Annotated in this window: 21 protein-coding genes; 5 read left to right on the top strand and 16 right to left on the bottom strand. The window is 63.4% G+C overall.

Going from position 1 to position 25,228, the window contains the following annotated elements; genetic code table 11:
* Nucleotides 1–106 precede the first annotated feature (106 nt).
* Nucleotides 107–1,681 (top strand): S41 family peptidase, encoded by a 1,575-nt coding sequence (locus tag F757_RS0111665; protein ID WP_027211541.1) that lies wholly within the window; start codon nucleotides 107–109, stop codon nucleotides 1,679–1,681.
* A 68-nt stretch (nucleotides 1,682–1,749) separates the two neighbouring features.
* Nucleotides 1,750–2,508, top strand: a complete 759-nt coding sequence (locus F757_RS0111670) for a HesA/MoeB/ThiF family protein (RefSeq protein WP_027211542.1) — start codon at nucleotides 1,750–1,752, stop codon at nucleotides 2,506–2,508.
* A 107-nt stretch (nucleotides 2,509–2,615) separates the two neighbouring features.
* Here the strand turns inward: F757_RS0111670 and ptsP are convergent, their stop codons facing one another.
* From ptsP to F757_RS0111710, 7 genes are all read right to left on the bottom strand, one after another.
* Nucleotides 2,616–4,364: a phosphoenolpyruvate--protein phosphotransferase gene (gene ptsP / locus F757_RS0111675; protein WP_027211543.1), complete on the bottom strand. Its 1,749-nt coding sequence runs from the start codon at nucleotides 4,362–4,364 to the stop codon at nucleotides 2,616–2,618.
* 276 nt (nucleotides 4,365–4,640) lie between these two features.
* The gene (locus F757_RS0111685; protein WP_013337905.1) at nucleotides 4,641–4,910 is read right to left on the bottom strand and encodes an HPr family phosphocarrier protein; all 270 of its coding nucleotides are present in this window, start codon (nucleotides 4,908–4,910) and stop codon (nucleotides 4,641–4,643) included.
* Between the two features lie 118 nt (nucleotides 4,911–5,028).
* Nucleotides 5,029–5,517 carry a PTS sugar transporter subunit IIA gene (locus F757_RS0111690; protein WP_027211545.1) on the bottom strand — a complete coding sequence of 163 codons (489 nt, stop codon included), beginning with the start codon at nucleotides 5,515–5,517 and terminating at the stop codon, nucleotides 5,029–5,031.
* Between the two features lie 357 nt (nucleotides 5,518–5,874).
* Complete coding sequence (gene gshB, locus F757_RS0111695; protein WP_027211546.1) at nucleotides 5,875–6,831, bottom strand: glutathione synthase; 957 nt, start codon at nucleotides 6,829–6,831, stop codon at nucleotides 5,875–5,877.
* Nucleotides 6,832–6,927: 96 nt separating this feature from the next.
* Complete coding sequence (gshA, locus tag F757_RS0111700) at nucleotides 6,928–8,217, bottom strand: glutamate--cysteine ligase (protein ID WP_027211547.1); 1,290 nt, start codon at nucleotides 8,215–8,217, stop codon at nucleotides 6,928–6,930.
* A 318-nt stretch (nucleotides 8,218–8,535) separates the two neighbouring features.
* Nucleotides 8,536–10,005, bottom strand: a complete 1,470-nt coding sequence (locus tag F757_RS0111705; RefSeq protein WP_027211548.1) for an ammonium transporter — start codon at nucleotides 10,003–10,005, stop codon at nucleotides 8,536–8,538.
* Between the two features lie 44 nt (nucleotides 10,006–10,049).
* Nucleotides 10,050–10,388, bottom strand: a complete 339-nt coding sequence (locus F757_RS0111710; protein ID WP_006048089.1) for a P-II family nitrogen regulator — start codon at nucleotides 10,386–10,388, stop codon at nucleotides 10,050–10,052.
* 571 nt (nucleotides 10,389–10,959) lie between these two features.
* Here F757_RS0111710 and F757_RS0111720 point away from each other — a divergent pair.
* Together F757_RS0111720 and F757_RS0111725 are read left to right on the top strand one after the other, a co-directional pair.
* Nucleotides 10,960–11,217: an accessory factor UbiK family protein gene (locus F757_RS0111720; RefSeq protein WP_013337900.1), complete on the top strand. Its 258-nt coding sequence runs from the start codon at nucleotides 10,960–10,962 to the stop codon at nucleotides 11,215–11,217.
* Nucleotides 11,218–11,341: 124 nt separating this feature from the next.
* Nucleotides 11,342–13,024: a YifB family Mg chelatase-like AAA ATPase gene (locus F757_RS0111725; protein ID WP_027211550.1), complete on the top strand. Its 1,683-nt coding sequence runs from the start codon at nucleotides 11,342–11,344 to the stop codon at nucleotides 13,022–13,024.
* A 332-nt stretch (nucleotides 13,025–13,356) separates the two neighbouring features.
* Here F757_RS0111725 and F757_RS0111730 read toward each other — a convergent pair whose 3' ends face one another.
* Nucleotides 13,357–14,055 carry a hypothetical protein gene (locus F757_RS0111730; protein WP_232221397.1) on the bottom strand — a complete coding sequence of 233 codons (699 nt, stop codon included), beginning with the start codon at nucleotides 14,053–14,055 and terminating at the stop codon, nucleotides 13,357–13,359.
* Between the two features lie 370 nt (nucleotides 14,056–14,425).
* Between F757_RS0111730 and F757_RS0111735 the strand changes: the two genes are divergently transcribed.
* Nucleotides 14,426–14,959, top strand: coding sequence for a TlpA disulfide reductase family protein (locus tag F757_RS0111735; RefSeq protein WP_027211552.1), 534 nt, complete (start codon nucleotides 14,426–14,428; stop codon nucleotides 14,957–14,959).
* 118 nt (nucleotides 14,960–15,077) lie between these two features.
* On the opposite strand, the gene F757_RS0111740 is transcribed toward F757_RS0111735, so the two are convergent.
* The 8 genes from F757_RS0111740 to ugpQ all read right to left on the bottom strand — a co-directional run bounded on the left by F757_RS0111740 (nucleotide 15,078) and on the right by ugpQ (nucleotide 25,146).
* Nucleotides 15,078–16,430, bottom strand: a complete 1,353-nt coding sequence (locus tag F757_RS0111740) for a sigma-54-dependent transcriptional regulator (RefSeq protein WP_027211553.1) — start codon at nucleotides 16,428–16,430, stop codon at nucleotides 15,078–15,080.
* Nucleotides 16,431–16,446: 16 nt separating this feature from the next.
* Nucleotides 16,447–18,447 (bottom strand): sensor histidine kinase, encoded by a 2,001-nt coding sequence (locus F757_RS0111745; protein ID WP_027211554.1) that lies wholly within the window; start codon nucleotides 18,445–18,447, stop codon nucleotides 16,447–16,449.
* A 61-nt stretch (nucleotides 18,448–18,508) separates the two neighbouring features.
* Nucleotides 18,509–19,789, bottom strand: a complete 1,281-nt coding sequence (locus F757_RS0111750; RefSeq protein WP_027211555.1) for a dicarboxylate/amino acid:cation symporter — start codon at nucleotides 19,787–19,789, stop codon at nucleotides 18,509–18,511.
* 373 nt (nucleotides 19,790–20,162) lie between these two features.
* On the bottom strand, nucleotides 20,163–21,233 hold the full coding sequence (locus F757_RS0111755) for an ABC transporter ATP-binding protein (protein WP_027211556.1): 1,071 nt from the start codon (nucleotides 21,231–21,233) through the stop codon (nucleotides 20,163–20,165).
* 46 nt (nucleotides 21,234–21,279) lie between these two features.
* The gene (locus F757_RS0111760) at nucleotides 21,280–22,071 is read right to left on the bottom strand and encodes an ABC transporter permease (protein WP_027211557.1); all 792 of its coding nucleotides are present in this window, start codon (nucleotides 22,069–22,071) and stop codon (nucleotides 21,280–21,282) included.
* Entirely contained in the window at nucleotides 22,068–23,003 is a 936-nt protein-coding gene (locus F757_RS0111765) for an ABC transporter permease (RefSeq protein WP_027211558.1), read from the bottom strand. The genes F757_RS0111760 and F757_RS0111765 overlap by 4 nt, the downstream gene beginning before the upstream one ends.
* A 99-nt stretch (nucleotides 23,004–23,102) precedes the next feature.
* The gene (locus F757_RS0111770; protein WP_027211559.1) at nucleotides 23,103–24,215 is read right to left on the bottom strand and encodes an ABC transporter substrate-binding protein; all 1,113 of its coding nucleotides are present in this window, start codon (nucleotides 24,213–24,215) and stop codon (nucleotides 23,103–23,105) included.
* Between the two features lie 166 nt (nucleotides 24,216–24,381).
* Nucleotides 24,382–25,146, bottom strand: coding sequence for a glycerophosphodiester phosphodiesterase (gene ugpQ / locus F757_RS0111775; protein WP_027211560.1), 765 nt, complete (start codon nucleotides 25,144–25,146; stop codon nucleotides 24,382–24,384).
* Between the last annotated feature and the right edge of the window lie 82 nt (nucleotides 25,147–25,228).

Below are 25,228 nucleotides of genomic sequence, written 5' to 3' on the forward strand. Positions count from 1 at the left end.
CGAACCACGATTGCCTGCGCCCCGCCCTCGACTGGCGGGTGTGCAGTTATACTTGTCCGTCCCCATCTCTTGACGCTGCCACGCGCTTCCGACCGCAACAGACTCTATGCGAAAGAACCTGAAAAATATCGGCCTGATCGCCGCGGGCCTTGCTACCGGTGTATTTGCCACCCTGCAACTTTCGGCCTCGGCGCAGCAACCCGCCAGTGCGGCCACGCCGTTGCCGCTGGACCAGCTCAGGCTCTTTGCCGAAGTGTTCGGGCAGATCAAGCACGAGTATGTCGAACCTGTCGACGATAAAAAGCTCCTCACCGCCGCCATCAAGGGCATGGTGTCGAGCCTCGATCCGCATTCGTCCTACCTGGACAAGACGGATTACGAAGAACTGCAGGAGCAGACCAAGGGCCGCTTCGCGGGCCTCGGCATTGAAATTTCGTCGGAAGACGGCCTGATCAAGGTGATCTCGCCGATCGAAGACACGCCTGCGTTCCGCGCCGGCATCCGTCCGGGCGACCTGATCACGCGCATCAACGACAAACCGGTGCGGGGCATGACGCTCGACCAGGCCGTCAAGCAGATGCGTGGCGAGCCTGGCACCAAAGTCACGCTCACCATTTTCCGCAAGACCGACGACCGCACGTTCCCGCTCACCGTCACACGCGCCCTTATCAAGGTGCAGTCGGTCAAGATGAAGATTCTTGCGCCGGGCTACGCCTACGTGCGTATCACGAGCTTCCAGGAACGCACCACGCCTGACCTCGCCGCAAGGCTGCAGGACATCGCGCGTCAGCAACCCAATCTGAAGGGCCTCGTGCTGGACCTGCGCAACAACGGCGGCGGTCTGCTGCAAAGCGCGGTCGGCGTGGCCGGCGCGTTCCTGCCGCCCAATTCGGTTGTCGTGTCCACCAACGGGCAGATTCCGGACTCCAAGCAGGTCTATCGCGACACTTACGACAACTACCGTCTGCAATCTTTCGACACCGACCCGCTGAAAGACGAGGCGCCGATCTTCAAGACGGTGCCTATGGTCGTGCTGACTAACGCCTATTCGGCGTCGGCATCGGAAATCGTCGCGGGCGCGCTGCAGGATCAGCACCGTGCGCTGATCGTCGGCAAGACCACGTTCGGCAAAGGCTCGGTGCAAACGGTGCGCCCAATGACCGCCGACACCGCGTTGCGCCTGACCACGGCGTACTACTACACGCCGAGCGGCCGCTCCATCCAGAACAAGGGCATCCGTCCTGACATCGCGGTGGACCAGTACGCGGAAGGCGATCCGGACGACGCACTCGTCACGCGCGAAGTCGACTACTCGAATCACCTTGCGAACACGCAAGATCCGAACGAGAAGAAGGAAGCCGAGAAGCGCGAGCAGGATCGTATGGACCAGTTGCGTCTGCTGGAAGAGCAGAACGACAAGAAAACGCCGGAGCAGCGTCAGAAAGATCGTGAACGCAAGCCGGTCGAATTCGGTTCCGCCGACGACTTCATGCTGGCGCAAGCGTTGAATAAACTGGAAGGCAAGCCGGTGCAGGAGTCGAAGTCGATCACCGAGCGCCGTCTCGCGCAGAACAAGCCGGCCACGTCGGCGTCCGCGCCGGTCGCCGTGAAGCCCACGCAACCGGTGCCGGGTGCGTCGAATACGGCGCCGGCTTCCGCTCCGGCAACGCAAAGCAAGTAAGCAGCGCACGCAGCACCACCTCGCGTGTCTTCGCGGTGCAATACCGCGAAGACACGCTGGCTCCCGCCATGAACGACGATCAACTCCTTCGCTATTCCCGCCACATTCTCGTCGACGAAATCGGCATCGAGGCGCAGCAGCGCTTTATCGACGCGCACGCGATCATCGTCGGCGCGGGTGGGCTGGGTTCGCCCGCGGCGATGTACCTTGCCGCGGCGGGCGTCGGACGCTTGACGCTGGTCGATGCCGATACGGTAGACCTCACCAATCTGCAACGACAGATCCTGCATGTGAGCGCGTCTGTCGGACGCAAGAAGGTGGAGTCCGGTCGCGACACGCTTGCGCAAATCAATCCTGAAGTGAACGTGAAGGCAGTAGCCGAACGCGTCGACGACGCATGGCTCGATCGCGAAGTGCCGGGCGCGACGGTTGTGCTCGACTGCACCGACAATTTCGCCACGCGTCACGCGATCAATCGGGCCTGCGTGAAGCACGGCGTGCCGCTCGTGTCAGGCGCGGCGTTGCGCTTCGACGGCCAGATCAGTACGTTCGATTTCCGCGACGAAGCATCGCCATGCTATGCATGCGTGTTTCCGGAAGACCAGCCGTTCGAGGAAGTCGCGTGTTCGACTATGGGCGTATTCGCGCCCACGGTGGGCATCATCGGGTCGATGCAGGCGGCCGAAGCCCTTAAGGTCATCGGCAGGATCGGCACGCTGCTCAGCGGCCGCCTGACCATGCTCGATTCGTTGCGAATGGAGTGGACCACCATGCGCATTAGCCGGCAGACGGATTGCCCGGTCTGCAAGGAACGCCACCGCGCCTGACGAAAAAGCAAGCGACCAAACAATCAAACGACCAAACGCCAGGCCAGCAAAGACAAACGCCGCACAAGTGCGGCGTTTGTCGTTCAAGCGGCCACGGTCGATCAGAATCAGGCTTGCGCGACACGCTTGAGCGCAGCTTGCACTTCTTCCGGTTCGAACGATGCAAGCACATCGGCCACCGGCTTTTCCAGCGTCTTCAGATGCGAGCGCAACACTTCCTGTTTGACCTCGAGCAGCTGACTCGGGTGCATCGAAAACTCGGTGAGCCCCATGCCGAGCAACAGACGCGTCAGCGTGGGATCGCCCGCCATCTCGCCGCACACGGACACCGGGACGCCCGCGCGCTTCGCCTCGCGCAGCGTGAACGCGATCAGATGCAGCACGGCTGGATGCAGCGGGTCGTACAGATGCGCGACGGAATTGTCCGCGCGGTCGATAGCGAGCGTGTACTGAATCAGATCGTTCGTGCCGATGGACAGAAAATCGAGCCGTTTCAGGAACAGCGGCAAGGCAATCGCGGCCGCCGGAATCTCGATCATCGCGCCGACCTGCACGTTCGGGTTGTAGGCAATCCCGGCGTCGTCCAGTTGCCGTTTCGCTTCGCGGATCAGGTCGAGCGTCTGGTCGATCTCCTGCGCATGCGCGAGCATCGGCACCAGAATCTTCACGGAACCGAACGCGGACGCGCGCAGAATCGCGCGCAGTTGCGTGAGGAACATCTGCGGTTCGGAGAGGCTCCAGCGAATCGCCCTGAGCCCGAGCGCCGGGTTCGGCGCTGTCTCGTAGCCGTCGCCGCCGCTCATCGAATCGAGCGGCTTGTCGGCGCCCACGTCGATGGTGCGGATCGTGACGGGCAGGCCGTTCATCAACTCGACCGCGCGCCGGTAGGCTTCGAACTGCTCCTCCTCTTCCGGCATCCGGTCCTTGTGATTCATGAACAGGAACTCCGTGCGGAACAGGCCGACGCCGGTCGCGCCGGCGTCGAGCGCGGCGCGCGCGTCGTCCGGCAACTCGATATTCGCGCACAGCTCGATACGCGTGCCGCACAGCGTTTGCGTAGGCGAGAACTTGAGGCGCTGCAACTTGCGCTGCTCGAGGGCCTTTTCGCTTTGCCGGTACGAATACTCTTCGAGGACGATCGGCGCGGGATCGACAATCACAATGCCATGATCGCCGTCGACAATGATCAGGTCGTCCTGGCGAATCAACGCGCTTGCGTGCTGCACGCCGACTGCGGCGGGAATGCCCAGGCTTCGCGCAACGATAGCCGTATGCGAAGTACGGCCGCCGAGATCCGTGACGAAGCCCTGGAACGTTTGCGTTTTGAATTGCATCATGTCGGCCGGTGCAATGTCGTGAGCCACCACGATCATTTCGTCACAGGCGCCGTGCACGCCGTCCACGAGCGTTGCGGACGCGCCCGCAAGCGCCTTCAGCACGCGCTCCACCACTTGCTCGATGTCGGCTTTGCGCTCGCGCAGATACTCGTCTTCGATATCGTCGAAATGGCGCGACAGCCGTTCCAGCTGTTCCGTGAGCGCCCACTCGACGTTGTATCGACGCGTGCGGATCAGGTCGATGGTTTCCTGAACGAGCATCGCATCGTTCAGGATCATTGAATGTACGTTGATAAACGCGCCCATTTCACTGGGCGCGTCGGCTGCGAGGTCTGCACGCAACGCGTCGAGTTCCTCATGAACGCGTTGCTGCGCCGTGCGAAAGCGCTCGACCTCGCCTTCGATTTGCGCGGGTTCGATCAAATAGTGGTCTACGTCAAGTGCAGCCGGGGCGATCAGATAAGCCCGCCCGATGGCGATACCGCGTGACACGGGAATTCCATGCAGCGTGAACGACACGCGCACCTCCTCTAGTTGTGTGATGCCGCGGCAAACCGCTGCAGTGCTCTCAGACTCTCGTCGTCATTATAAATTCCACGGCCTGCTGTTCGTGTGCGAATGCTGTGTGCAGCGCAGCACGAAAGCGCGTAGGCAAGTTGCCGCGCGGAATGCGGCGGCATGCACGCATCACCTGCCTGGCGTCGGCGGTTCGCTCCCCAACCGCACATTGTCGCGCGCTAAAAAAAACGCCGCGGATGGCCGCGGCGTCTTCACTCGTCTTCATGCGATTCAAGCTCACTGACCTTCGCCGAACTTATCAGCGATCAGTTTCAGCAGTGCGTCCATCGCTTCTTTTTCGTCGGCGCCTTCGACTTCGATCAGCACCGTGCTGCCGATGCCCGCAGCCAGCATCATCACGCCCATGATGCTTTTCGCATTGATGCGGCGGCCGTTGCGGCTCATCCAGATTTCGGACTGGTAACTGCCCGCAAGTTGCGTCAATTTGGCCGACGCACGCGCGTGCAGCCCCAGCTTGTTCACGATAGTGGTTTCCTGTTGCAGCATGTGATGGTCCGAAGCGCGGGTAAGTGTTGTTGTGAAAAAAGAAACTGCCAGTCAGGCGCCAAGCGGTTGAAGATGCAAGCTGCAACGCGCATTACGCTGCGGCTCGCCGGGCGAGCGGCTATAGACCCGCCGTCCCACTCTTTTGCGTGAGGTCGGCGTCGGCCGGCAGGGCCGGCAGACAGTCGCCCGCTACAGCCACCGCCTCGGCGGGCGCGGGCGTAGCCGGGCCGATCGCATGGATGCCCTTGGTCGCACCGGCAAGCGCCTTGTCCACCAGCGTGTCGAGCGGCGTTGCGCGATAGCAGACCGCGCGCACAAGCATCGGCAAATTGACGCCGCACAGCACGCGCACGTCCGGCACCGAAGCAAGCCGTCCCGCGATGTTCGCGGGCGTCGCGCCGAACATGTCGGTGAGCACCAGCGCGCCGTTCTCTTCCTTCAGACGCGCAATCTCCGACTCCGCAAAAGAAACCATTTGTGCCGGATCGCAGTCGGGCGATACGTCGATCACGCCGATGCGAGCCGGCAAACCGCCGTAAATATGCGAAATACAGTCGCGCAACGCGGTGGCGAACGGAGCGTGCGCAATGATCAGAATGCCTGCCATGTCAGCCTACTGCAAAAAGACGGCCCCAAACGCGGGTCGGAACCTTGTCCGGAATGCTCGCGCCCTCGGCCGGCCGTGGGCCATGAGGGCCGGAACTGCAACAGTTCACGCGCAGGAGGTTGACCGCGGCGCTGCACCAGCGCCTGTCAAACCTGCCTGCTCAACGCTCCGCTGTTCATGCCGGCGGCTCCGACGGGAGCCCGCTGCCACGAATGCATGCGGAGAGCGGGCATTGTAGCAGGCCCGTTTTCGAGCCCACGCCGACGTCCCGCCCGCAGCGGACATCGTGCAGATCCTGTTACCCAGTTTGGGAGCCGCGGCCCGCTTTCAAGCCCGGCGGCTCGATTCGCCACGCAATCAGCCCGCCGCGCGCTCCAGCGCGTCGACGAACATGGCCGCCACGTCGAAGCCCGTCTGATCCATGATCTCGCGAAAGCACGTCGGGCTCGTCACGTTCACTTCGGTGAGCCAGTCGCCGATCGCGTCGAGCCCGACCAGCAGCAGGCCGCGCGCCGCCAGCACGGGCGCGAGTGTGTCCGCGATCTTGCGGTCATGCTCGGTAAGCGGACGAGCCACGCCCAGCCCGCCGGCCGCCAGGTTGCCGCGCACCTCGTTGCCTTGCGGAATGCGGGCGAGCGAATACGGCACCGCCTCGCCGCCTATCAGCAGAATCCGCTTGTCGCCGTCCTTGATCTCGGGAATGAACTTTTGCGCCATCACCGTGCGCGCACCGTCGTGGCTCAGCATTTCGATGATCGAGCCGAGGTTCATGCCGTCCGCCTTCACGCGGAATACGCCCATGCCGCCCATGCCGTCGAGCGGCTTCAGGATCACGTCGCCGTGCTGCTCGTGGAACGCCCTCAGGCGCGCCGGATCGCGGGTCACGAGCGTGGGCGCGACGAACTGCGCGAATTCGCCGATCGCGAGCTTTTCGGAATGATCGCGAATCGCCTGCGGCTTGTTGAAGACGCGTGCGCCCGCGCGCTCCGCCAATTCAAGCAGCCACGTGGAGGTCACGTATTCCATGTCGAACGGCGGGTCTTTGCGCATCACCACGGCGCTGAAGCTTTTTAGCGCGCGCGGCGCTGCGCTTTCCGCCGCATACCATTCGTCGCGATGCAGATCGGTCACGTCGCCGGTGATCGCAAAGCGCCGCACGTTGGCTTCGACGTCGCCGCCCGTCCACGCCAGATGCTTCGGCTCGCACGTGTACAGCGTATGGCCGCGGCGCGCGGCCTCGGCCATCATCGCGTAAGTCGAGTCTTTGTAGATCTTGAACTGCGTGAGCGGATCGGCGATGAAAAGAATGTCCATGAAGGTCCCGTTGCGCCCTGCTGGGCCTGGCGTTAATCGTGAGTTACCGCGAAGGTGGCGAGAGCAACGGCGCGGGCGTTAGCCGCGCCGCCGCGCTCACACCTGGATGGCTTCCGGATCGGTCTTTTCCAGTTCGACCGATGCGGCCAGCAAGCCGAGGCGCGCCACCACGCCGTACATATAGAAACGGTTGGGCGGCGCCGCGCCGGGTTTGGCGTGCGCGTCCGGCAAAGCCGTATGCTCGAAGCCGAGCGGCACGAAGTGCATGCCCGGTGCGTTGAGGTTCTGATCGCGCTCGCGGCTGCCGTGCACGCGGTAGAAACCGCCCACCACGTAGCGGTCGATCATATAGACGACCGGCTCGGCCACTTCCTCGCCGATGCGCTCGAAGGTGTAGACGCCTTCCTGCACGATCACGTCGTGCACTTCCAGGCCGTCTTTAGTGGCCGCCATCTTCGCGCGCTCGCGCTTGGTGAGCGCGGCGACTTCCGACGCGTCGTGCACCGTCATGACGCCCATGCCGTAGGTGCCCGCGTCCGATTTGATGACGACATACGGTTTCTCGGATATGCCGTACTCGCGATACTTTTTCGCGATCTTCTTCAGCACGCCGTCAATCGCTTCCGCCAGCGCCTGTTCGCCGGTGCGCTCCTGGAAATCCACGCCTTCCACGTGTGCAAAGTACGGATTGATCATCCACGGGTCGATCTCGACCATCTTCGCAAACTTCTTGGCGACGTCGTCATAACACGAAAAGTGCGTCGATTTGCGGCGAACCGCCCAGCCTGCGTGCAGCGGCGGCAGCAGATACTGTTCGTGCAGATTCTCCAACACGGGCGGAATGCCGCCCGACAGATCGTTGTTCAGCAGAATCGAGCACGGGTCGAAATTCTTCAGGCCCAGACGCCGCTGCGAACGCTCCAGCGGTTCGAGCACGAGTTTCTGGCCGTCTGACAGCGCAATGGTGACGGGTCCGTTGATGCTTTCGTCGAGCGTGCCGAAACGCACGTTCAGGCCTGCCTGCCGCATGATGGCCGCCAGCCGGGCGACATTCTCCAGATAGAACGCGTTGCGCGTGTGGCGCTCGGGAATGACGAGCAGATTCTTCGCGTCCGGGCAGATCTTTTCGATGGACGCCATCGCGGCCTGCACGGCAAGCGGCAGCACTTCCTGCGGCAGATTATTGAAGGCGCCGGGAAACAGATTGGTGTCGACGGGCGCCAGCTTGAACCCCGCGTTCCGCAGGTCGACCGAACAGTAGAAAGGCGGTGTGTGCTCCTGCCACTCGAGCCGGAACCAGCGTTCGATTGCAGGAGTGGCGTCGAGGATCTTCCGCTCGAGATCGAGCAGCGGGCCGTTTAACGCCGTAACTAGGTGCGGAACCATTGATCACTCGCAGACTGGAGAAAAAAGATTGTAGAGCAAATGCTTTTCCCAATTGGGGATGGTTTCTCCATTCGCAAGCTAGCCGGAATGCATTCTTACTATCGCCATGATAGGTAGCACAAAGCGCTGTTAACAAGATGGCGAGCAAGAAAAAAGCCCGCCATGAAGGCGGGCCGAATCGTTGCGCTTGTGTTGCCTGTTGCCTACTACCTGTTGCGGCTTGTTGCTGCCCTCGCCAGTGGCGCCGCGCCGGGCGGCGCGGCAGGTGGCATGGGCCGATGGTCGGGCCCGGGAGCACGGGCCCGCGCGACATCGTTCTTATTCGACGTGTTCGCCGTGCAGGCTCACGTCCAGGCCTTCGCGCTCTTCTTCTTCCGTCACGCGGATGCCCATTACCATGTCGATGACCTTCAGCAGGATGAAGCTCATCACGCCGCTGTAGACGAGCGTCGTCAGTACGCCCTTGGCTTGCAGCACGACGCTGCCGTCGAAGCCGCCAATGTCCTTGACCGCGAACACGCCGGTCAGCAACGCGCCCACGATACCGCCGATGCAGTGCACGCCGAAGGCGTCGAGCGAATCGTCGTAACCGAGCTTGTGCTTGAGCCACGTTGCCGACCAGAAGCAGACCACGCCCGCGACGATGCCGATCACAAGCGAGCCCGTCATGCCGACGAAGCCCGAAGCCGGCGTGATTGCCACCAGACCGGCAACCGCGCCCGACACAATGCCGAGCACCGAAGGCTTACCCTTGGCGGCCCATTCGGCGAACATCCACGCGAGCGCTGCCGCTGCGGTTGCCACTTGCGTTGCGAACATCGCGAAGCCGGCACGGCCGTCTGCCGCGACTGCCGAACCCGCGTTGAAGCCGAACCAGCCCACCCACAGCATCGCGCCGCCGATCAGCGTGAGCGTGAGGTTGTGCGGAGCCATGGCTTCCTTGCCGTAGCCGACGCGCTTGCCCAGCACGAGGCAGCAGACGAGACCTGCGATACCGGCGTTGATGTGCACCACCGTGCCGCCCGCGAAGTCCAGCACGCCCGCGCTAGCCAGCCAGCCGGTCGGTTCCCACACCATGTGCGCGACCGGCGAGTAGACGATGATCGACCACAGCGTCATGAAAACCAGCATGGCCGAGAACTTCATGCGGTCGGCAAACGCGCCGGTGATGAGCGCCGGGGTGATGATCGCGAACGTCATCTGATAGACGAAGTAGACCGATTCCGGGATGGTCGGCGCGAGATGACTGACCGTCAGCGTCGTCGTGTCGCCCTTGATGTAGTTCATGCCCGACATGAAGAAGCGCGAGAAGCCGCCGATGAACGAGCCGCCCGGCGTGAACGCCAGCGTGTAGCCCACCACGGCCCAGATGATCGTCACGAGACAGGTGATGGCAAAGCTTTGCATGAGCGTCGCGAGCACGTTCTTCTTGCGGACCATGCCGCCGTAGAAGAGCGCGAGGCCTGGAATCGTCATGAACAGCACGAGAGCCGTGGAGGTCAGCATCCAGGCAGTGTCGCCCGAGCTGATTTTCGACGAGTCGACCGAGAACGGCGCGGTGGGGGCCGGCGGCGTCGTTGCTGCCGCAGCGCTCGCTGCCGGCGCGGCCGCGGCGGGAGCCGACGCAGCCGGTGCGGCCGAAACGTCCGCTGCCGGCGCGCTTGCTGCTGCGTCGGAAACAGCGGCCGAGGCGGCTACGGGGGCGGAAGCGTCGTCCGCGAGGGCGGCGCCGATACCGCCCGCGAGCAGCGAACCGGCCATCAGCAAGGACATCAATAATTTGCGCATCTTTCGTTTCCTCTTGTCGCTATCTGTGTCGCTATCTTTTGGTATTACAGAGCGTCCGCGCCGGTCTCGCCGGTGCGGATCCGGATGACCTGTTCGATCGGCGTGACGAAGATCTTGCCGTCGCCGATCTTGCCCGTGCGCGCAGCGCGCTCGAGCGCCTCGATCGCCTGGTCGACGATGTCGTCCGAGACAGCCGCCTCGATCTTCACCTTCGGCAGGAAGTCGACGACGTACTCCGCGCCGCGGTACAGCTCCGTATGGCCCTTCTGACGGCCGAACCCCTTGACTTCGGTAACCGTGATGCCCGAGACGCCGATGGCCGACAAGGCTTCGCGCGCCTCATCGAGCTTGAACGGCTTGATGATTGCGGTGATGAGTTTCATGAAATCCCCTCGCTTAGTTGCGTAAACCTTTTTGCGTAACCCGTTTGCGTGCGCGTTTGCTTACCTGCTTGCCTGCCTGCTTGCGAATTGCGCTGCTTTGCGCATTCCGCGGCTCAATCTGCTTGCTTGAGCGCTGCTCGAGCGGCTTGCATGGCCACTGCTCGACGCCGCTTCCGTAACCGTTGCGTAAGCCGCCACGGACCCGCTCGCGCAAGCCAGGCGTCATTCAGAGCCGGTTGACGTGGTCTCGTTGCTCTACCGGAATCCGTGCCGGTAGAGCGCGCGGGGCAGTAAGAGCAACTCGTATGCCATGTTGTGTCAGACTGCGGCCGTGCGTGGCCGGATAAGGCGCAGCGGCCCTTGTCCAGATGGCCAACGCGCGGCCCGCCCGGTGGCGCGGCGCAGGGATCGTTGCTAGAGTGTCCTCAGACTCCACAAGCAAAGCCGCGCACCAAAGGGGCTCATGCCGGGTGGCACGCCCGGCGGACACGCACCAAGTGAGCGCATCGCGAGGAGCGAGGCACAGACGTAACGAAACGCCGCACATTTTTTGTGCATCAAGGGGAACACCATGAAACAACCGAACGATGTTTTTAATGACATTCAGGCGCGCATGAGCGAGCTCTTCAAAAACTCGCCTGCCAAAGATGTCGAACGCAACGTAAAAGCCATGCTGTCGCAAGGTTTCTCGAAGCTCGATCTGGTCACGCGCGAGGAATTCGATACGCAGACCCAAGTATTGGTGCGCACGCGTGCGCGCCTCGAGGAACTGGAGCGCCGCGTCGCCGAGCTCGAACAGAAGCTGCCGGTTACCTCGCAAGCCGTCTGACGGTTTCGCAAGCGGCGCTTTCAGCTGCATCGGGCTGCACATCACAGGCAAGCGAGCCGTGACGTCATCAGCGTATTAAGGGGATTGAGCCGCGCCACTCGCGCGCCGTCCGACGGGAGAAAACATGTCGCTTGCCGTGGTGCGCAGTCGCGCGCCGGCCGCCGGCCGCGCGCCCGAAGTAACCGTCGAGGTTCACCTCGCCAACGGGCTACCCTCTTTTTCCATCGTCGGACTTCCTGATCTGGAAGTCCGCGAAAGCCGCGAGCGCGTACGCGCGGCGCTGCAAAACTGCAACTTCGATTTTCCCGTGCGACGCATCACGGTCAATCTCGCCCCGGCGGACTTGCCCAAGGAATCCGGGCGCTTCGACCTGCCGATCGCCTTGGGCATCCTGGCCGCAAGCGGGCAGATACCGGTGGAGTCTCTGCTTGAGCGCGAGTTCGCCGGCGAGCTATCGCTGACCGGTGCGCTGCGCCCCATGCGAGGGGCGTTTGCGATGGCTTGCGGTACGGCGCGCGGGGCGGCGATGGGAGGGGGTGCTGGCGGTGCGAGCGCTGCTGGCAACGCTGCGGTGGGTGCTGCGGCTGGGAGTCCGGCGTCCGGTGCGTCTGTTGCGTGCGGAGCGTCTGCCATCCTTGCCACTACTGCCGCCGACACGACGGCCGGCCAAGCCTCGAACAAGCGCCCCCCAGAGCTGTATCTACCCGCAGCGAGCGCGGCCGAAGCCGCGCTCGTCCCCGGCGTCGATGTGTATGGTGCGACGGATCTCCCGTCGCTGTGCGCTCACCTTGCGAATGCACCCGACGCGCGCCTTCACCCCGTCGCCGCGCCGGATCTGGCGCTCAGCACGCCTGCCGCCATGCCGGACATGGGCGATGTGATCGGCCAGCGGGGCGCGCGCCGCGCGCTCGAAGTGGCTGCCGCCGGCGGCCATCACGTCCTCCTGATCGGCCCGCCGGGGGCGGGCAAGTCGATGCTCGCCGCTCGCCTGCCCGGTCTGCTGCCCCCCATGACCGACGACGAAGCGCTCTGCTCGGCCGCCCTGCTCTCCGCAAGCCGCGCGGGCTTTACGCCCGCGCAGTGGCGCCAGCGGCCGTTTCGCGCACCGCATCATTCGTCGAGCGCGGCAGCGCTGGTCGGCGGGCGCAACCCGCCGCAGCCGGGCGAAATCACGCTCGCGCACCTGGGGGTGCTATTTCTCGACGAATTGCCCGAGTTCGACCGCGATGTGCTGGAGACCTTGCGCGAACCGCTGGAAGCGGGCCGCATTACGATCTCGCGCGCGGCGCTGCAAGCCGACTTTCCGGCGGCGTGCCAACTCATCGCCGCGATGAATCCCTGCCCCTGCGGATGGCGCGGCGATCCGAACGGACGTTGTCGTTGCACGCCGGAGGTCGCAGCGCGCTATCTGCGCAAAATTTCAGGCCCGCTGCTCGACCGCATCGACATTCAACTGGAGGTGCCGGCGCTCACGTCCGCGGAGTTGTCGGCGCGAGCGAACGCCGCCGGTGAAACGAGCGAGGTGATCGCGAGCCGCGTACTTGCCGCGCGCGAGCGGCAATTGGCGCGGCAAAGCAAGACCAACCGCGAGTTGAATGGCCGGGAAGTCGACGAAGTCTGCCGTCTGGACAGCGCCGGCGAGGCGCTGCTACGCGAGGCCGGCGAACGTTTCGGCTGGTCGGCGCGGGCCTATTATCGCGTCCTCAAGGTCGCGCGAACGATCGCCGACCTCGCAGGAGCGCGCATGCCAAGCGCGGCGCAGGTCGGCGAGGCAGTTCAGTACCGACGCGCTTTTGGCTCTGGATAAGGAGAAAAAGATGCTGTCAAGACTTGACTTATGCACACGCCCGCGTTCCAGATAAATTTAGAAACATCTGAAAGGTTTCTCCAAGGTGCTCGTATCAGGTCATTGATTTTGAAGGATATTTTATTTGTGTCAGTGAGCGTCCACGCTCGTGGAATGCCCGCCCGGCGGGCATCTTCGGCAAAAAAACGGGACTTCTCAACAGAGTTATCCACAGGCAGCGCGGGGACGGGGAAAACTTCAACGTAAACCGCAAATTAGCGCGAGAAGCTGCGAAGGAACTTTCACTGCGAAGCTGCGTCGCGCAAAAGGCCAATCGGCCAAAACTACCGCTTTCAGTACAGTTTGAAGGACGAGAAAAACTGCTCGACCTGTTCCGGCGGAAGCGGCTTTGAAGCGATGATCGCTGCCTGATAGACGTGCCGTCCCCGCGCGACGAGCCGCGCGTACACGGTCCGGGCCTCATGGTCGGAGCCGGCCTCGCCCGTCAGCTTCATTTCCAGTCCCAGAACTTTGCCGCCCGCCGCGAGCGGAATCTGCACCGCGTGCGCCTCCGGCGCCACACCCACGTTTCGCGCGAGACCGGTGCGCAGGAATTCGAGGGCCTTGCGTTGCGTCGCTTCGCTTTCGTCCGGCAACATCAGGGTGCCCACCGCGAACACGGCATCACCAGCTTCGGCGGTCTGCATGGCCATCTGCATGGGCGTGCCGTCCACCTGCACGGCGCGCTGATCGTTGCCCGGTTTGGCCGGCAAGTCGATGGTGTAGCCGTTGTCGTTATTCATGATGGTGCGCCAATCGAAGGTGGGCGAGCAGGCGCCCAGCGCTACGCCGACGGCGAGCGCGCAAGCCGCCACGCGCAGAGGCGAGCGCAGGCGCGGCCGGCTGGGCAGCGCGCGCTTCGGAGCATTGCGGCTCGAGGCGAGATCAGGAAAGAAGCGCGAGGCAAATTGGGAGAGGAGCGGGAAAACGCGGGAAAATGTCTGGGGCATGGGACAGTGGTGCCGGTGAAGCGGATCGGAAGACGTCAGCATAAAGCGTGATTATCCGTTGCAAGCGGTCGCCGTGCGTCGAGGTGGCCTGAACGCACGCGGTCGTCCGGTTCACCGGAAGCCGGGGTGCGACTCTTTGTCGCCGGCCTGCGCGGGCTCGCGACCCGCGGTCCGCAGCGTGTCGCTCAGCCGTCGTCATTTACACCGCCCGTCACACGGCGCCGTTTCCATCACCGCCCGCACCACCGTCTGCACCACCGTCTGCACCACCGTCTGCACTGCCTCCCGCACTGCCGCCTGCACTGCCGCGTCGCCGGAATCGGACTACAATAGCGAAGCCATTCCGCAGGGCGCTCGTAGTCTTGGCCGAAGCCCTGCCCCGCGCCCCGGCGCGACTTCCGAGGTTCCTTTCATGAGCTCTATTACGTCGACCAGCGCCGTCACCCGTACGAATCCGCTTCGCTACCTGATCATCGCCGCCGTCGCGGTCGCCATCGGCGTGGCGGGTTATTTCGCGTTTGCCGGCCAGCAGCGCGTGCCTGACGCGACTTTCACGCTGCTCTCCGGGCAGAAAGTGACCACGGGCGACCTGAAAGGCAAGGTTTACCTCGTCAACTTCTGGGCGACGAGCTGCGACACCTGCATGAAGGAAATGCCGCAGATGGTGCAGACATACAACCGCTTCAAGGGCAAAGGGCTCGAATTCGTTGCGGTGGCCATGAGCTACGACGCGCCCATGTACGTGACGAACTACACGCAAACGCGCCAGTTGCCGTTCAAGGTCGCAATGGACGACGGCTCTGCCGCGAAGCAGTTCGGCAACGTGCAACTTACGCCGACCACCTTCCTCGTCGATAAGGACGGCAAGATTCTGAAGCGCTACGTCGGCGAACCGCAATTCGCGGAACTCGACCAATTGCTGGAAAAAGCCCTGAACGCAGCCTGAGCGTCACGGCGGCTCGCTGACCTTCGCAACGCAAAGGGTCGCAAAGCCCGCCGGATCCACTGCAATCCGTTTAAGCTCGACAAAAAAACGCCGGCATCAATTGCCGGCGTTTTCATTTTCACCTTTCCGCATCCCCTTTGGCCGCAAGCCCATACCGCTTGATCTTCTCGTAGAGCGTCGCCTTGCCTAGTTGCAGCCGGTCCGCGGCGAGCGCCACCGCGCCGCCGCACTGCTCCAACGCCTCGGCGATCACCGCGCGCTCGAATTGCTCGACGCGCTCCTTGAGCGGCTGCGGCTCGCCGCCTTCGTCGCCGAAAGACGTGACCGGATCGTCGACGACCCCTAGCACGAAGCGGTCGGCGGCATTGCGCAGTTCGCGCACGTTGCCGGGCCAGTCGCGCTGCATCAGGCTCGCGCGCTGGCGGTCGGTCAGTATCGGAGCCGGCCGCTGATAACGCACGGCCGCGTCGAGCAGAAAGTGTTCGAAAAGCGGCACGATGTCCTCGCGACGCTCGCCAAGCGGCGGCAACGCGATGGTCACCACGTTCAGGCGGTACAGCAGGTCACGGCGAAACGAGCCGTCCGCGACGCGTTCTGCCATATCGCCCTTCGCCGCCGCAACCACGCGGCAATTCACGCGAATCGGCTGATTGGAGCCGAGGCGTTCGAGCACGCCGTCCTGCAACACACGCAACAGCTTGACCTGCAGCGCGAGCGGCATGCTTTCTATTTCGTCGAGAAACAGCGTGCCGCCGGAGGCATGCTCGAGCTTGCCGATGCGGCGCCGCGCGGCGCCGGTGAAGGCGCCGGGCTCGTAGCCGAACATCTCGGATTCGAACATCGGCTCGGGCAGCGCGCCGCAATTGACAGCAATAAACGGCTTGTCGCGTCGTGGCGACAACTCGTGCAGACTGCGTGCGATCAGTTCCTTGCCCGCGCCGGTGTCGCCGTTGATCAGCACCGACGCATCGGTCGGCGCGATGTTGGCGATGAGCCGCCGCACCTGCTCGATAGCCGGACTGCGGCCGATGATGCGCGGCGCCACCGTATTCTGTCCCGCCAGCTCCCGGCGCAGCGCGTGATTTTCGAGCACCAGCTTGCGCCGCTCCAGCGCGCGCCGCACGGTTTCGATCAGGCGTTCGGACGCAAACGGCTTTTCGATGAAGTCGTAGGCGCCGTCGCGCATTGCCTGGACCGCCATCGAAATATCGCCGTGACCGGTGACCAGAATCACCGGCACGTCAGGCGCGCGTTCATGGCACTGCGCGAGCAGTTCGAGGCCGCTTGCGCCGGGCAACCGTATGTCGCTGACGATCACGCCAGAGAAGTCCGCGCTGATCGACTTAGCCGCGGACTCCGCCGACGCATGGCCGACCACGTCGAAGCCCGCCAGTTGCAAACTCTGCACGCTGGCGCGCCGCACGAGTTCGTCGTCTTCGATATACAGCACTTGCAAGCCGTCGTTCAGCATGTCTTTCTCATCGGATTCAGGAGCCCGTGGTGAGCGGGTCTGCGGTATGGCTCGTCTGCACGCGCGGCCGGCGCAGCGTCAGTACAAATAATGCACCGCCTTGCGGCGCATTGCGCGCCACCAGCGTGCCGCCGCAATCGCGCGCGATCGAAGACGAAATCGCCAGGCCGAGCCCAAGGCCCTGCCCCATTTCCTTGGTGGTGAAGAACGGTTCGAATAGCCGCGGCAGTACGTCCTCGGGAATGCCTGGACCGTTGTCGCCGACCGCGAACGAGAGGCTGCCGCCAGTCACTTCGATGTGAACCGAAATGCGCGGCGCGGCCATGCCCGCGGTGGCGTCGAGTGCATTGCCGAGCAGATTGATCAGCACCTGCTCGAGGCGCAGATCGTCGCAATGCGCGATCAGGTCGGGATGATCGTCGGCAAGATCGAGGGGCGAGCGCGTGCCGCTTTCCACGTCGAATAATGCAAGATCCAGCTCCACGCCCTGCAAGCGCTTCTGCAGCAGCGCCAGCGCATTGCGCAGCGCCCTCACCGCCGGCGCGCGCGCGCTGCGCGGCCGCGCCCGTCCGACAAAGAGCTTCAACTGATTGGTGATCTTGCCCATGCGTTCGGTGAGCGCCGCGATCGCCTCCAGATTTTCGCGCGCCGACGCCTGATCGCCGCGCTCGAGCAACACCCGCGTGTTGTCGGAAAAGCCACGCAGTGCAGCGAGCGGCTGATTCAATTCATGCGTGATGCCGGCCGCCATCTGACCTAGCGCGGCCAGCTTGCTCGCCTGGATCAGTTCGTCGTGCGCGGCGCGCAGTTCCTGCTCGGCGCGCGTGCGCTCGGAGACTTCCTTCTGCAACTGCTCGTTCGCCTGTGAGAGATCCGCGGTGCGTTCGGCGACGCGCTGGTTCAATTCAGCATATGCCTTCTGCAGCAGCGCGCGGCTGCGCATGACCTCGCGCACGCGCGCGCGACGCATTCTCCAGTAAAACGCGAGCAGCACCAGCGACACGTAGCCAAAGCCCGTGACGATGGTCGCGTTGCGCGCGTCGGCGTCGACGGGGCTCACCGGCGCCATGGTGATCAGATGCCAGTCCGGCTCGCCCATGCCGCGCCGCGACGCGAGATAACGCGGCGCGTAGCGGCCGCCGCCGACGCGCACGATCTGCGCGTCGCCTTCCAGCTTGCGCTCGATCGTCACCGGCAGCGGCTCGATGGGCTGCTGCGCGTACTGGCGCGCCTGGTAGATGGAATCCGCGACCTGCCCGGAGAGCGGCCGGATCGTATGGTATTTCCACGCCGGCACCGACGACAGAAAGATCACGCCATGATCGTCGGTGACCACGAGCGGCTCGAACGCGTCCGCGCCCTGAAACCACTCGAGATCGAGTTTGACGACCGCCACGCCGACTATCTTGCCGTCGCGCCTCACCGGCTGCGAAATGTAATAGCCCGGCGCCTGCGAAATCGTGCCGATGCCGAAGAAGCGGCCCACGCCGCCCTTGATCGCATCGACGAAATACGGCCGGAAGTGATAGCCCGCGCCGATGAAACTGCCCGGCCCGTGCCAGTTGCTCGCGGCCACGCAGTAGCCGTTCAGCGGAATGATGTAGGTCACCGTCGCGCGTGCGTGACGGTTCAGGTCTTCGAGATAGAGATTCGCGCGCTTCACGTTGGCGGGCGACGGATCGACCAGCACGTCCTGCACGATCGGATGCTCGGCGAGCAGATACGGCAGCGACTCATAGCGCTCGAGCGTGCTTTTCAGCGAACTGGTGGTGCGGTCGACGCGCCCGGCGGCATTCAACCGCAAACTGTCGATGCCGCTTTGCCACGCGACGCTGTAGGTGAGCCAGCACGCCGCAACGAGCCCGGCGACGAGCGCGAAGAGGATCAGCAGGCGGCGGGTCACGTTGGCAATATCCGAAGGGGTGTGATCGGATATTGTGGCATAAGGCGAAGTGCCCTCGGCGTGAGCTTCCTCGGCCGAGGGCACTGGGGTTGGGCGCGCGGTCACCGGTTGCATGTTCAGGTGTCCGCGGCCGCAAGGATCATGTTTTTTCAGGCAATGCCAGACACGGTCCGGCTCAGACGCCGGCCGGTTCCTTGAGCGGCACGTCGCCCTTCAGCGCGGCGTTCAGCTTGCTGCGGTCGAGTTCCTTTTCCCATGCCGACACGACCACCGTCGCCACGCCGTTGCCGACGATGTTGGTCAGCGCACGGCATTCGCTCATGAAGCGGTCAATGCCGAGAATCAGCACCATGCCCGACAGCGGAATGGTCGGCACTACGGCGAGCGTTGCGGCCAGCGTGATGAAGCCCGCGCCGGTCACGCCGCTAGCACCCTTCGAAGTCAGCATGGTCACCGCGAGCAGCGTGAGCTGCTGCGTCCACGTGAGGTCGGTGTTGGTTGCCTGGGCGATGAACAGCACGGCCATCGTCATGTAGATGTTGGTGCCGTCGAGGTTGAACGAGTAACCGGTCGGCACCACGAGACCCACCACCGAGCGCGAGCAGCCGAGCTTCTCGAGCTTCAGCATCAGTTGCGGCAACGCGGCTTCCGAGGAGCTCGTGCCGAGCACGATCAGCATCTCTTCCTTGATGTACGCGATGAAGCGCAGCACATTGAAGCCCACCGCGCGCGCGATGATGCCGAGCACCACGACCACGAATACGATCGACGTCAGATAGAACGTGCCGATCAGCTTGAGCATGGGCAGCAGCGAGCCGATGCCGTACTTGCCGATGGTGAACGCCATCGCGCCGAACGCGCCGATCGGCGCCAGCTTCGTGATGATTCCCACCATGCCGAAGAGGATGCTCGACAGGCTTTCGATGAAGCTCGTCACCGGCTTGCCGCGCTCGCCGACATGGGCGAGCACCGCGCCGAACAGCAGCGCGATCAGCAGGATCTGCAGGATCTCACCTTGCGAGAACGCCGACACCAGCGTGTCCGGAATGATGTGCATGAGGAAGTCGACGGTGGTCTGGCCGTGCGCCTTCGCGGCGTACGACGCGACTTCCTTGCCGTTCAGCGTAGTGGGATCGACATTGAAGCCGACGCCCGGACGCAGCAGGTGCGTCGCGGCGAGGCCGAGCAGCAGCGCGAACGTGGAGACGACCTCGAAGTACAAGAGCGCCTTGCCGCCGACACGGCCCACCTTCTTCATGTCTTCCATGCCAGCGATGCCCGTCACCACCGTACAGAAGATGATCGGTCCGATCACCATCTTGATGAGCTTGATGAATGCGTCGCCGAGCGGCTTCATATCGACGGCGAGAGTCGGATAGTAATGTCCGAGCGCAATGCCGATGATGATCGCCACGATCACCTGGACGTACAGCACTTTGTGGATAGGTTTCTTCACGATGTTTCCTGCGATGTGGGTGAGCTCATGGCCTGCCACGCTGCGCATCATGCGAACGAATGATCGTCGCCTCTGCACGGCATTAGGCCGCGACAAGACGACGAATTCAGAAATACCAGGAAGGGAAATCGGACATCGTTGTCTCCTTGCTTTAGTTGTCGGACCGTTGCGGCCGCGCCATCTATTTTGCAAGGTCGATGCCAGCTTGATGCCTAAGACATACCCTTGATTCGTAACGATTTTCCACAAGGGCACGGCGTAAGGCTTCCGGGATTCCGGAAATCCGGATTCCACGCGTCGGGAAACCCGGAATGGATAACTGCACAGCGTCCGGGAAAACCCGGAGCCTTTTCTGGCGGGCTTCCCCCGGTTTTCAGGCGTTGCCTTCCTCGAGCACCAGCAGGTTCTCGTGCGAGAAACCGAGCGAGACAGGCTGACCCCGCTCGGGTAAACCGCGATTCGGGTCGTTGAACACGTCGAGCGAAATGACGGCGTCTTTCACGCGCGTTCTGATACGCACCACCGCGCCGAGGAAATTCACTTCCTCCACGGTCGCATTCAGCGTGTTGCGGCCGGGCGCCGCCGGCTCCAGCACGATCGCTTCCGGGCGCAGCGCGAGCAGGCGCTTTTTGCCTGCATCGCCGGCCGGCAGTTCCTGGGTCGTGATGAGCTCCTGGCCGTCCACCGCCATCCTGCCGGTTGCCGGGTCGACGACGTGGCCGGCCAGGATGTTCAGCGTGCCGACGAACGACGCGACAAAGCGCGTGCGCGGATAGTTGTAGATCTCCGAAGGCGAGCCAATTTGCTCGACGCGCCCTTCGTTCATCACGACGATGCGGTCGGAAATGGACAGCGCCTCTTCCTGGTCGTGCGTGACGAAAATCGACGTGATGCCGAGCTCACGCTGCAACGCGCGAATGTCCTGGCGCAACGAGATGCGGATTTTTGCGTCGAGCGCCGAGAGCGGCTCGTCGAGCAGCAACACCTGCGGCTTGCCCGCGAGCGCGCGCGCAAGGGCGACGCGCTGTTGCTGGCCGCCCGACAATTGCCACGGATAACGGCCGCCCAACTGCGGCAATTTGATCAGATGCAGCATTTCTTCCACGCGCTGACTGATCTCCGCCTGCGGCCGGTGCGTAATCTTCAATCCGAAGCCAATGTTCTCCGCCACCGTCATGTTCGGAAACAGCGCGTACGACTGGAACACCATGCCGACCTTGCGCTGGCGCGTGCGCAAATGCGTGACGTCCTTGTTGTCGAGCCGGATCGCACCGCGCGTGGGCGTTTCGAAGCCGGCGATCATGCGCAGCACGGTCGTCTTGCCGCACCCCGACGGCCCCAGAAACGTGATGAACTCGCCGCGCTCGATCTTCATGTCGAAGTGATGCAGCGCGATGTTCGCCCCAAACGACTTGTGCAGATTTTCGATCTCGAGAAATGCCATGATTCGCCGCCTCAGTGAGTCAAACGCAGTGTGCGAAGCTTGCGCCTCAAAGTTTCTGGCCGGCTGCCGCGCGGGCTGAGCCGAACACCTGGATCAGCCCCATCGACGCCCACGTGATCATGAACGCGATGATCGCAAGCGCCGACGGCTCATATGCGCGGTTTGCGCCGATCAGCTGCAGGTACGGGCCGAACGCGGGCCGGTCGAGCAGGCTCGCGAGCGTGAATTCGCCGATCACCACCGCAAACGTGAGAAACGCGCCGGACAGAATGCCCGAGCGGATATTCGGAAAGATCACCTTGAAGAGAATGGTCGGCCAGTTCGCGCCGAGACACTCGGCGGCTTCCGTGAGCGAGCGCACGTCCACCGCACGCAAGCCCGCATCCACCGCGCGATACATGTAGGGCAGCGCGAGCGTCACGTAGCCGAATACGAGCAGCAGATCCGTCGCGCGCTCGTTGCTCGTGAGCGGCAGGATCGAACTGCTGTTGTAGATGCGCAGATAGCCGAACACGATCACGATGGCCGGCACCACCAGCGGCAGCAGCGTTATGAATTCGACCACCGGCCGCAGCTTCGGCAAACGCAATTGCACCCAGTACGCCGTCGGCACGACGAGCAGAATGCCGACAACGATCGTCAGCAAGGCCATCAGGATCGAATAGCCAAACGACGCCTGAAAGCGCGGATCACTCAGCACCACGCTGTACGCTTCGAAGCTGTAAGTGCCGCGCTTCATCCGCAAGCTGAATTCGAAGGTGGCGATGAGCGGAATCAGAAAGTACAGCGAACCGATCACCGTTGCGGTCCATGCGCCCACGCGCGATTGGCTTTTCATCGGCGGCCCCTTTCGGCGCGCGAGCGCAGCCAGATGTAGCCGCCGTTCGACAGGCCCGTGACGAGCACCATGCCCAACGCGAGCGCGTAGCCGAGATTCTGGTTATGCATGACGTCCCCGCGAATTTGCGCAAACAGCAGGATCGGCACGATGTTCAGCGAGCTGCCGGTCAGCGCGTACGCTGTCGCCACCGCGCCGAATGCATTGGCAAACAGCAGCAGCGTCGCGCCGAGCACGCTCGGCCACAGCACCGGCAGCGCGACATGACGCCAGTATTGAAAGGCGGTGCCGCCAAGGCAATCGCAGGCTTCGCGCCACTCGCGCTTGAGGCCGTCTAGCGCGGGCGTGACGATGAGCACCATCAACGGAATCTGGAAGTACAGGTAGGTGAGCGTAAGGCCCGAAAAACTGAGGATGCTGAAACCCGTCGAATACAAATTAAAGCCGAGGTATTTCTTCAGCAGGACCGTGACGAGCCCAACGCGTCCCAGTGTGCAGATGAACGCGAACGCGAGCGGCACACCGGCGAAATTCGACGCGACACCGGAGAAGGTCATCAACGTAGGACGAATCCAGCGCGGCAGCTTGCCCTGCACCGCGGCCCACGCGAGCAGCGAGCCGATCAGCGCACCGCCCGCCGCGGACGCCGCGCTCACCTTGAAGCTGATCCAGTAGGCGTCGAGCACCGAGGGCTGCAACAGATCGCGCAGATTGGCGAGCGTGAAGTGGCCTTGCGCATCCTGGAATGCACCGACCATCAGAAAGCCGGTGGGCAAAATCAGGAACAACAGCGCGAATGTGAAGAACGGCACGACGCCGATCCAGGCCAGCATCTGCGACGCGCGGCCCGGCCCGTCGACGCGCGGCGCCGGCGTGGGCACAGGCACCGGCAAATCCGGCTGCACCGATCCAGCATCCGATGAAGCGCTCATAGCTCACCCTCTGGGCTTGAAAACCAATGCCGCGGATTGCCGTCCGTTGTGAACGGCACCGCGGCGCACTTCCATCACGCGACCTCAGTCAAGCTGCAATTACTTGACGTTCGCGCCCACCACTTCGTCCCAATGCTTGGTGATGGTTTCCTTGTACGCGTCCTGCTGCTGCAGTGTCGGGAACACCACGTTCTTGTATGAACTCGGCGGCGGCAGTTTGTCGAGCAGCGCTTGCGGCACCTTCTTTGCCGCCACCAGTTCGTTGTAGCGCATCGGATGGCAATAGCCGGTCAGCCAGCCGATCTGGCCTTCGTCCGAATACAGGTATTCCATCCACAGTTTGGCTGCGTTCGGATGCGGCGCGTAGGCGCTGATCGCCTGAACATAGACGCCCGCCACCACGCCCGTTTTCGGAATCACCACCTGAACCTTCGGGTTGCCCTTGAGCGTGTCGCGGTCGGCGAGCGCGTTGTAGTCCCAACGCACGACGATTGGCGTTGTGCCCTGCGCAAGCGAGGCCGCCTTGCCGATCACCGGCACGAAGTTGCCACTCTTGTTCAGGTCGGCGAAGAACTTGAGGCCAGCTTTATCGGCCTTGGACGCGTCGCCTTTGCTTTGCGAAAGGCCCGCCGCATAAACCGCCTGGATTGCCTGGTTCGCGGAACGCGGGTCGCCGGCAAGCGACACAGCGTTCTTGTAGTCGGACTTGAGCAGGTCGCTCCAGTCGGCGGGCGCCTTGTCGATCATGTCGGCGTTCACTTCGAATGCGAGCACGCCGTAGTAGTCGCCATACCAGTAGCCGTCCGGATCCTTCGACTCCTTCGGAATCGAATTCCACGTCGAGACCTTATACGGTTGCAGGAGCCCTTCGGCCTTCGCAGTCGGACCAAACGACAGACCCACGTCGATCACATCCGGCGCTTGCGGGCCCTTGTTGCCCTTGTTTGCCTTGATGGCTTCCACTTCGTCGCCAGAGCCCGCGTCCGGATTGAGTTCGTTGATCTTGATGCCGTACTTCTTCTGGAAGCCCGCGACGAGTTGCCCGTAGTTGCACCAGTCGTGCGGCAATGCGATCACGGTGAGCTGGCCTTCCTGCTTCGCAGCGGCAATCAGTGCGTCGAGCGGCGCGGCACTGGCGCCGCTCGCGCCGGCGGCGGCCACGCCCGCGGCGGCCGACATCGAAAGTACCCGAGCTAACACGGTGCGGTTCATAGTTTCCCCATCCTCTGCCGAAATTGTTGCGTTTGGAAAGTTTCTGATTCGACTTCAAGGGCGCGAGGCATCCGCCTTCGCGTGCCCGTGTCTGCGTGCGTGCGCGCGCGTGCAGCGGTCTGTGCGTCTTCGCGGGCCCATGCCATGCCCGCGCCGGTTGCGGCGTTTAAAGCATGTCGTGCTGCAGCTTATCGATGCGATCTGTACAAATCATGTCGACGCCCCATTGCGCGAGCAATTGCGCACGCGCCGGGTCGTTCACCGTATAGGCAAGTACGTGCAGACCGGCCGCACGGATTTCGGCGACGAGCGGTTCGGTCAGGTAACGGTGGCTTGCGTGCAAGGACACGCAGTCCAGTTCGCGCACGATGCGCAGCCAGTCCGCCGGCACTTCCTCGAACAGCATGCCGCGCCGCAATGAAGGCGCCGCGTCGCGCGCAGCCGCTAGTGCCTCGAACGAGAACGACGACAGGAGCGGCGGCGTCTGACCTTGCCACAACTCGAGCGCGGCGCTTGCGACCAGTCGGCCGGTGATCTCGTCGCGGCCCGGACACGGCTTGATTTCGATGTTTGCCGCAATGCCTTTGCGCGCGCAACGCGCGGCTGCATCGGCAAGCGTGGGTAGACGTGTGCCCGCGAATTGCGGCCCGTACCACGCGCCTGCGTCCAGCAACGCAAGCTGCGCCCAGCTGTACACCGCCGCCGCACCGTACCCGTTGGTGGTGCGCTCGAGCGTGTCGTCGTGCAGCAGGAACAGTTGATTGTCTGAGGAGAGCTTGGCGTCGAATTCGACCATGCGGTAGCCGTAGCGCACGCAGGCGTCAAAGCCTGCAAGCGTATTCTCCGGCGCGAGCGTGCCGCCGCAGCGGTGCGCAACGAGCCGCGGATATGGCCAGTCTGCAGGCGTTGCGCGATCGATCCCGTTTGCCACGTGCCGTCACCTTTCACTCAGATAAAGCGCATTCGTGATGCGCCGATGCCTGCGGTCTTGTCAAAAAGCGCCATGAAATGCG

The organism is Burkholderia sp. WSM2232, from assembly GCF_000472545.1.
In the GTDB taxonomy this organism is placed as follows: Bacteria; Pseudomonadota; Gammaproteobacteria; order Burkholderiales; family Burkholderiaceae; genus Paraburkholderia.

Coding starts and splice junctions, on each gene's coding strand:
- F757_RS0111765 (WP_027211558.1), bottom strand. CDS start 23,003: ATGAGCGCTTCATCGGATGCTGGATCGGTGCAGCCGGATTTGCCGGTG.
- F757_RS0111770 (WP_027211559.1), bottom strand. CDS start 24,215: ATGAACCGCACCGTGTTAGCTCGGGTACTTTCGATGTCGGCCGCCGCG.
- F757_RS0111735 (WP_027211552.1), top strand. CDS start 14,426: ATGAGCTCTATTACGTCGACCAGCGCCGTCACCCGTACGAATCCGCTT.
- F757_RS0111720 (WP_013337900.1), top strand. CDS start 10,960: ATGAAACAACCGAACGATGTTTTTAATGACATTCAGGCGCGCATGAGC.
- F757_RS0111665 (WP_027211541.1), top strand. CDS start 107: ATGCGAAAGAACCTGAAAAATATCGGCCTGATCGCCGCGGGCCTTGCT.
- F757_RS0111730 (WP_232221397.1), bottom strand. CDS start 14,055: ATGCTGACGTCTTCCGATCCGCTTCACCGGCACCACTGTCCCATGCCC.
- F757_RS0111745 (WP_027211554.1), bottom strand. CDS start 18,447: ATGCAACCGGTGACCGCGCGCCCAACCCCAGTGCCCTCGGCCGAGGAA.
- F757_RS0111685 (WP_013337905.1), bottom strand. CDS start 4,910: ATGCTGCAACAGGAAACCACTATCGTGAACAAGCTGGGGCTGCACGCG.
- F757_RS0111690 (WP_027211545.1), bottom strand. CDS start 5,517: ATGGCAGGCATTCTGATCATTGCGCACGCTCCGTTCGCCACCGCGTTG.
- F757_RS0111755 (WP_027211556.1), bottom strand. CDS start 21,233: ATGGCATTTCTCGAGATCGAAAATCTGCACAAGTCGTTTGGGGCGAAC.
- F757_RS0111705 (WP_027211548.1), bottom strand. CDS start 10,005: ATGCGCAAATTATTGATGTCCTTGCTGATGGCCGGTTCGCTGCTCGCG.
- F757_RS0111670 (WP_027211542.1), top strand. CDS start 1,750: ATGAACGACGATCAACTCCTTCGCTATTCCCGCCACATTCTCGTCGAC.
- gshA (WP_027211547.1), bottom strand. CDS start 8,217: ATGGTTCCGCACCTAGTTACGGCGTTAAACGGCCCGCTGCTCGATCTC.
- gshB (WP_027211546.1), bottom strand. CDS start 6,831: ATGGACATTCTTTTCATCGCCGATCCGCTCACGCAGTTCAAGATCTAC.
- F757_RS0111740 (WP_027211553.1), bottom strand. CDS start 16,430: ATGCTGAACGACGGCTTGCAAGTGCTGTATATCGAAGACGACGAACTC.
- F757_RS0111710 (WP_006048089.1), bottom strand. CDS start 10,388: ATGAAACTCATCACCGCAATCATCAAGCCGTTCAAGCTCGATGAGGCG.
- F757_RS0111760 (WP_027211557.1), bottom strand. CDS start 22,071: ATGAAAAGCCAATCGCGCGTGGGCGCATGGACCGCAACGGTGATCGGT.
- F757_RS0111725 (WP_027211550.1), top strand. CDS start 11,342: ATGTCGCTTGCCGTGGTGCGCAGTCGCGCGCCGGCCGCCGGCCGCGCG.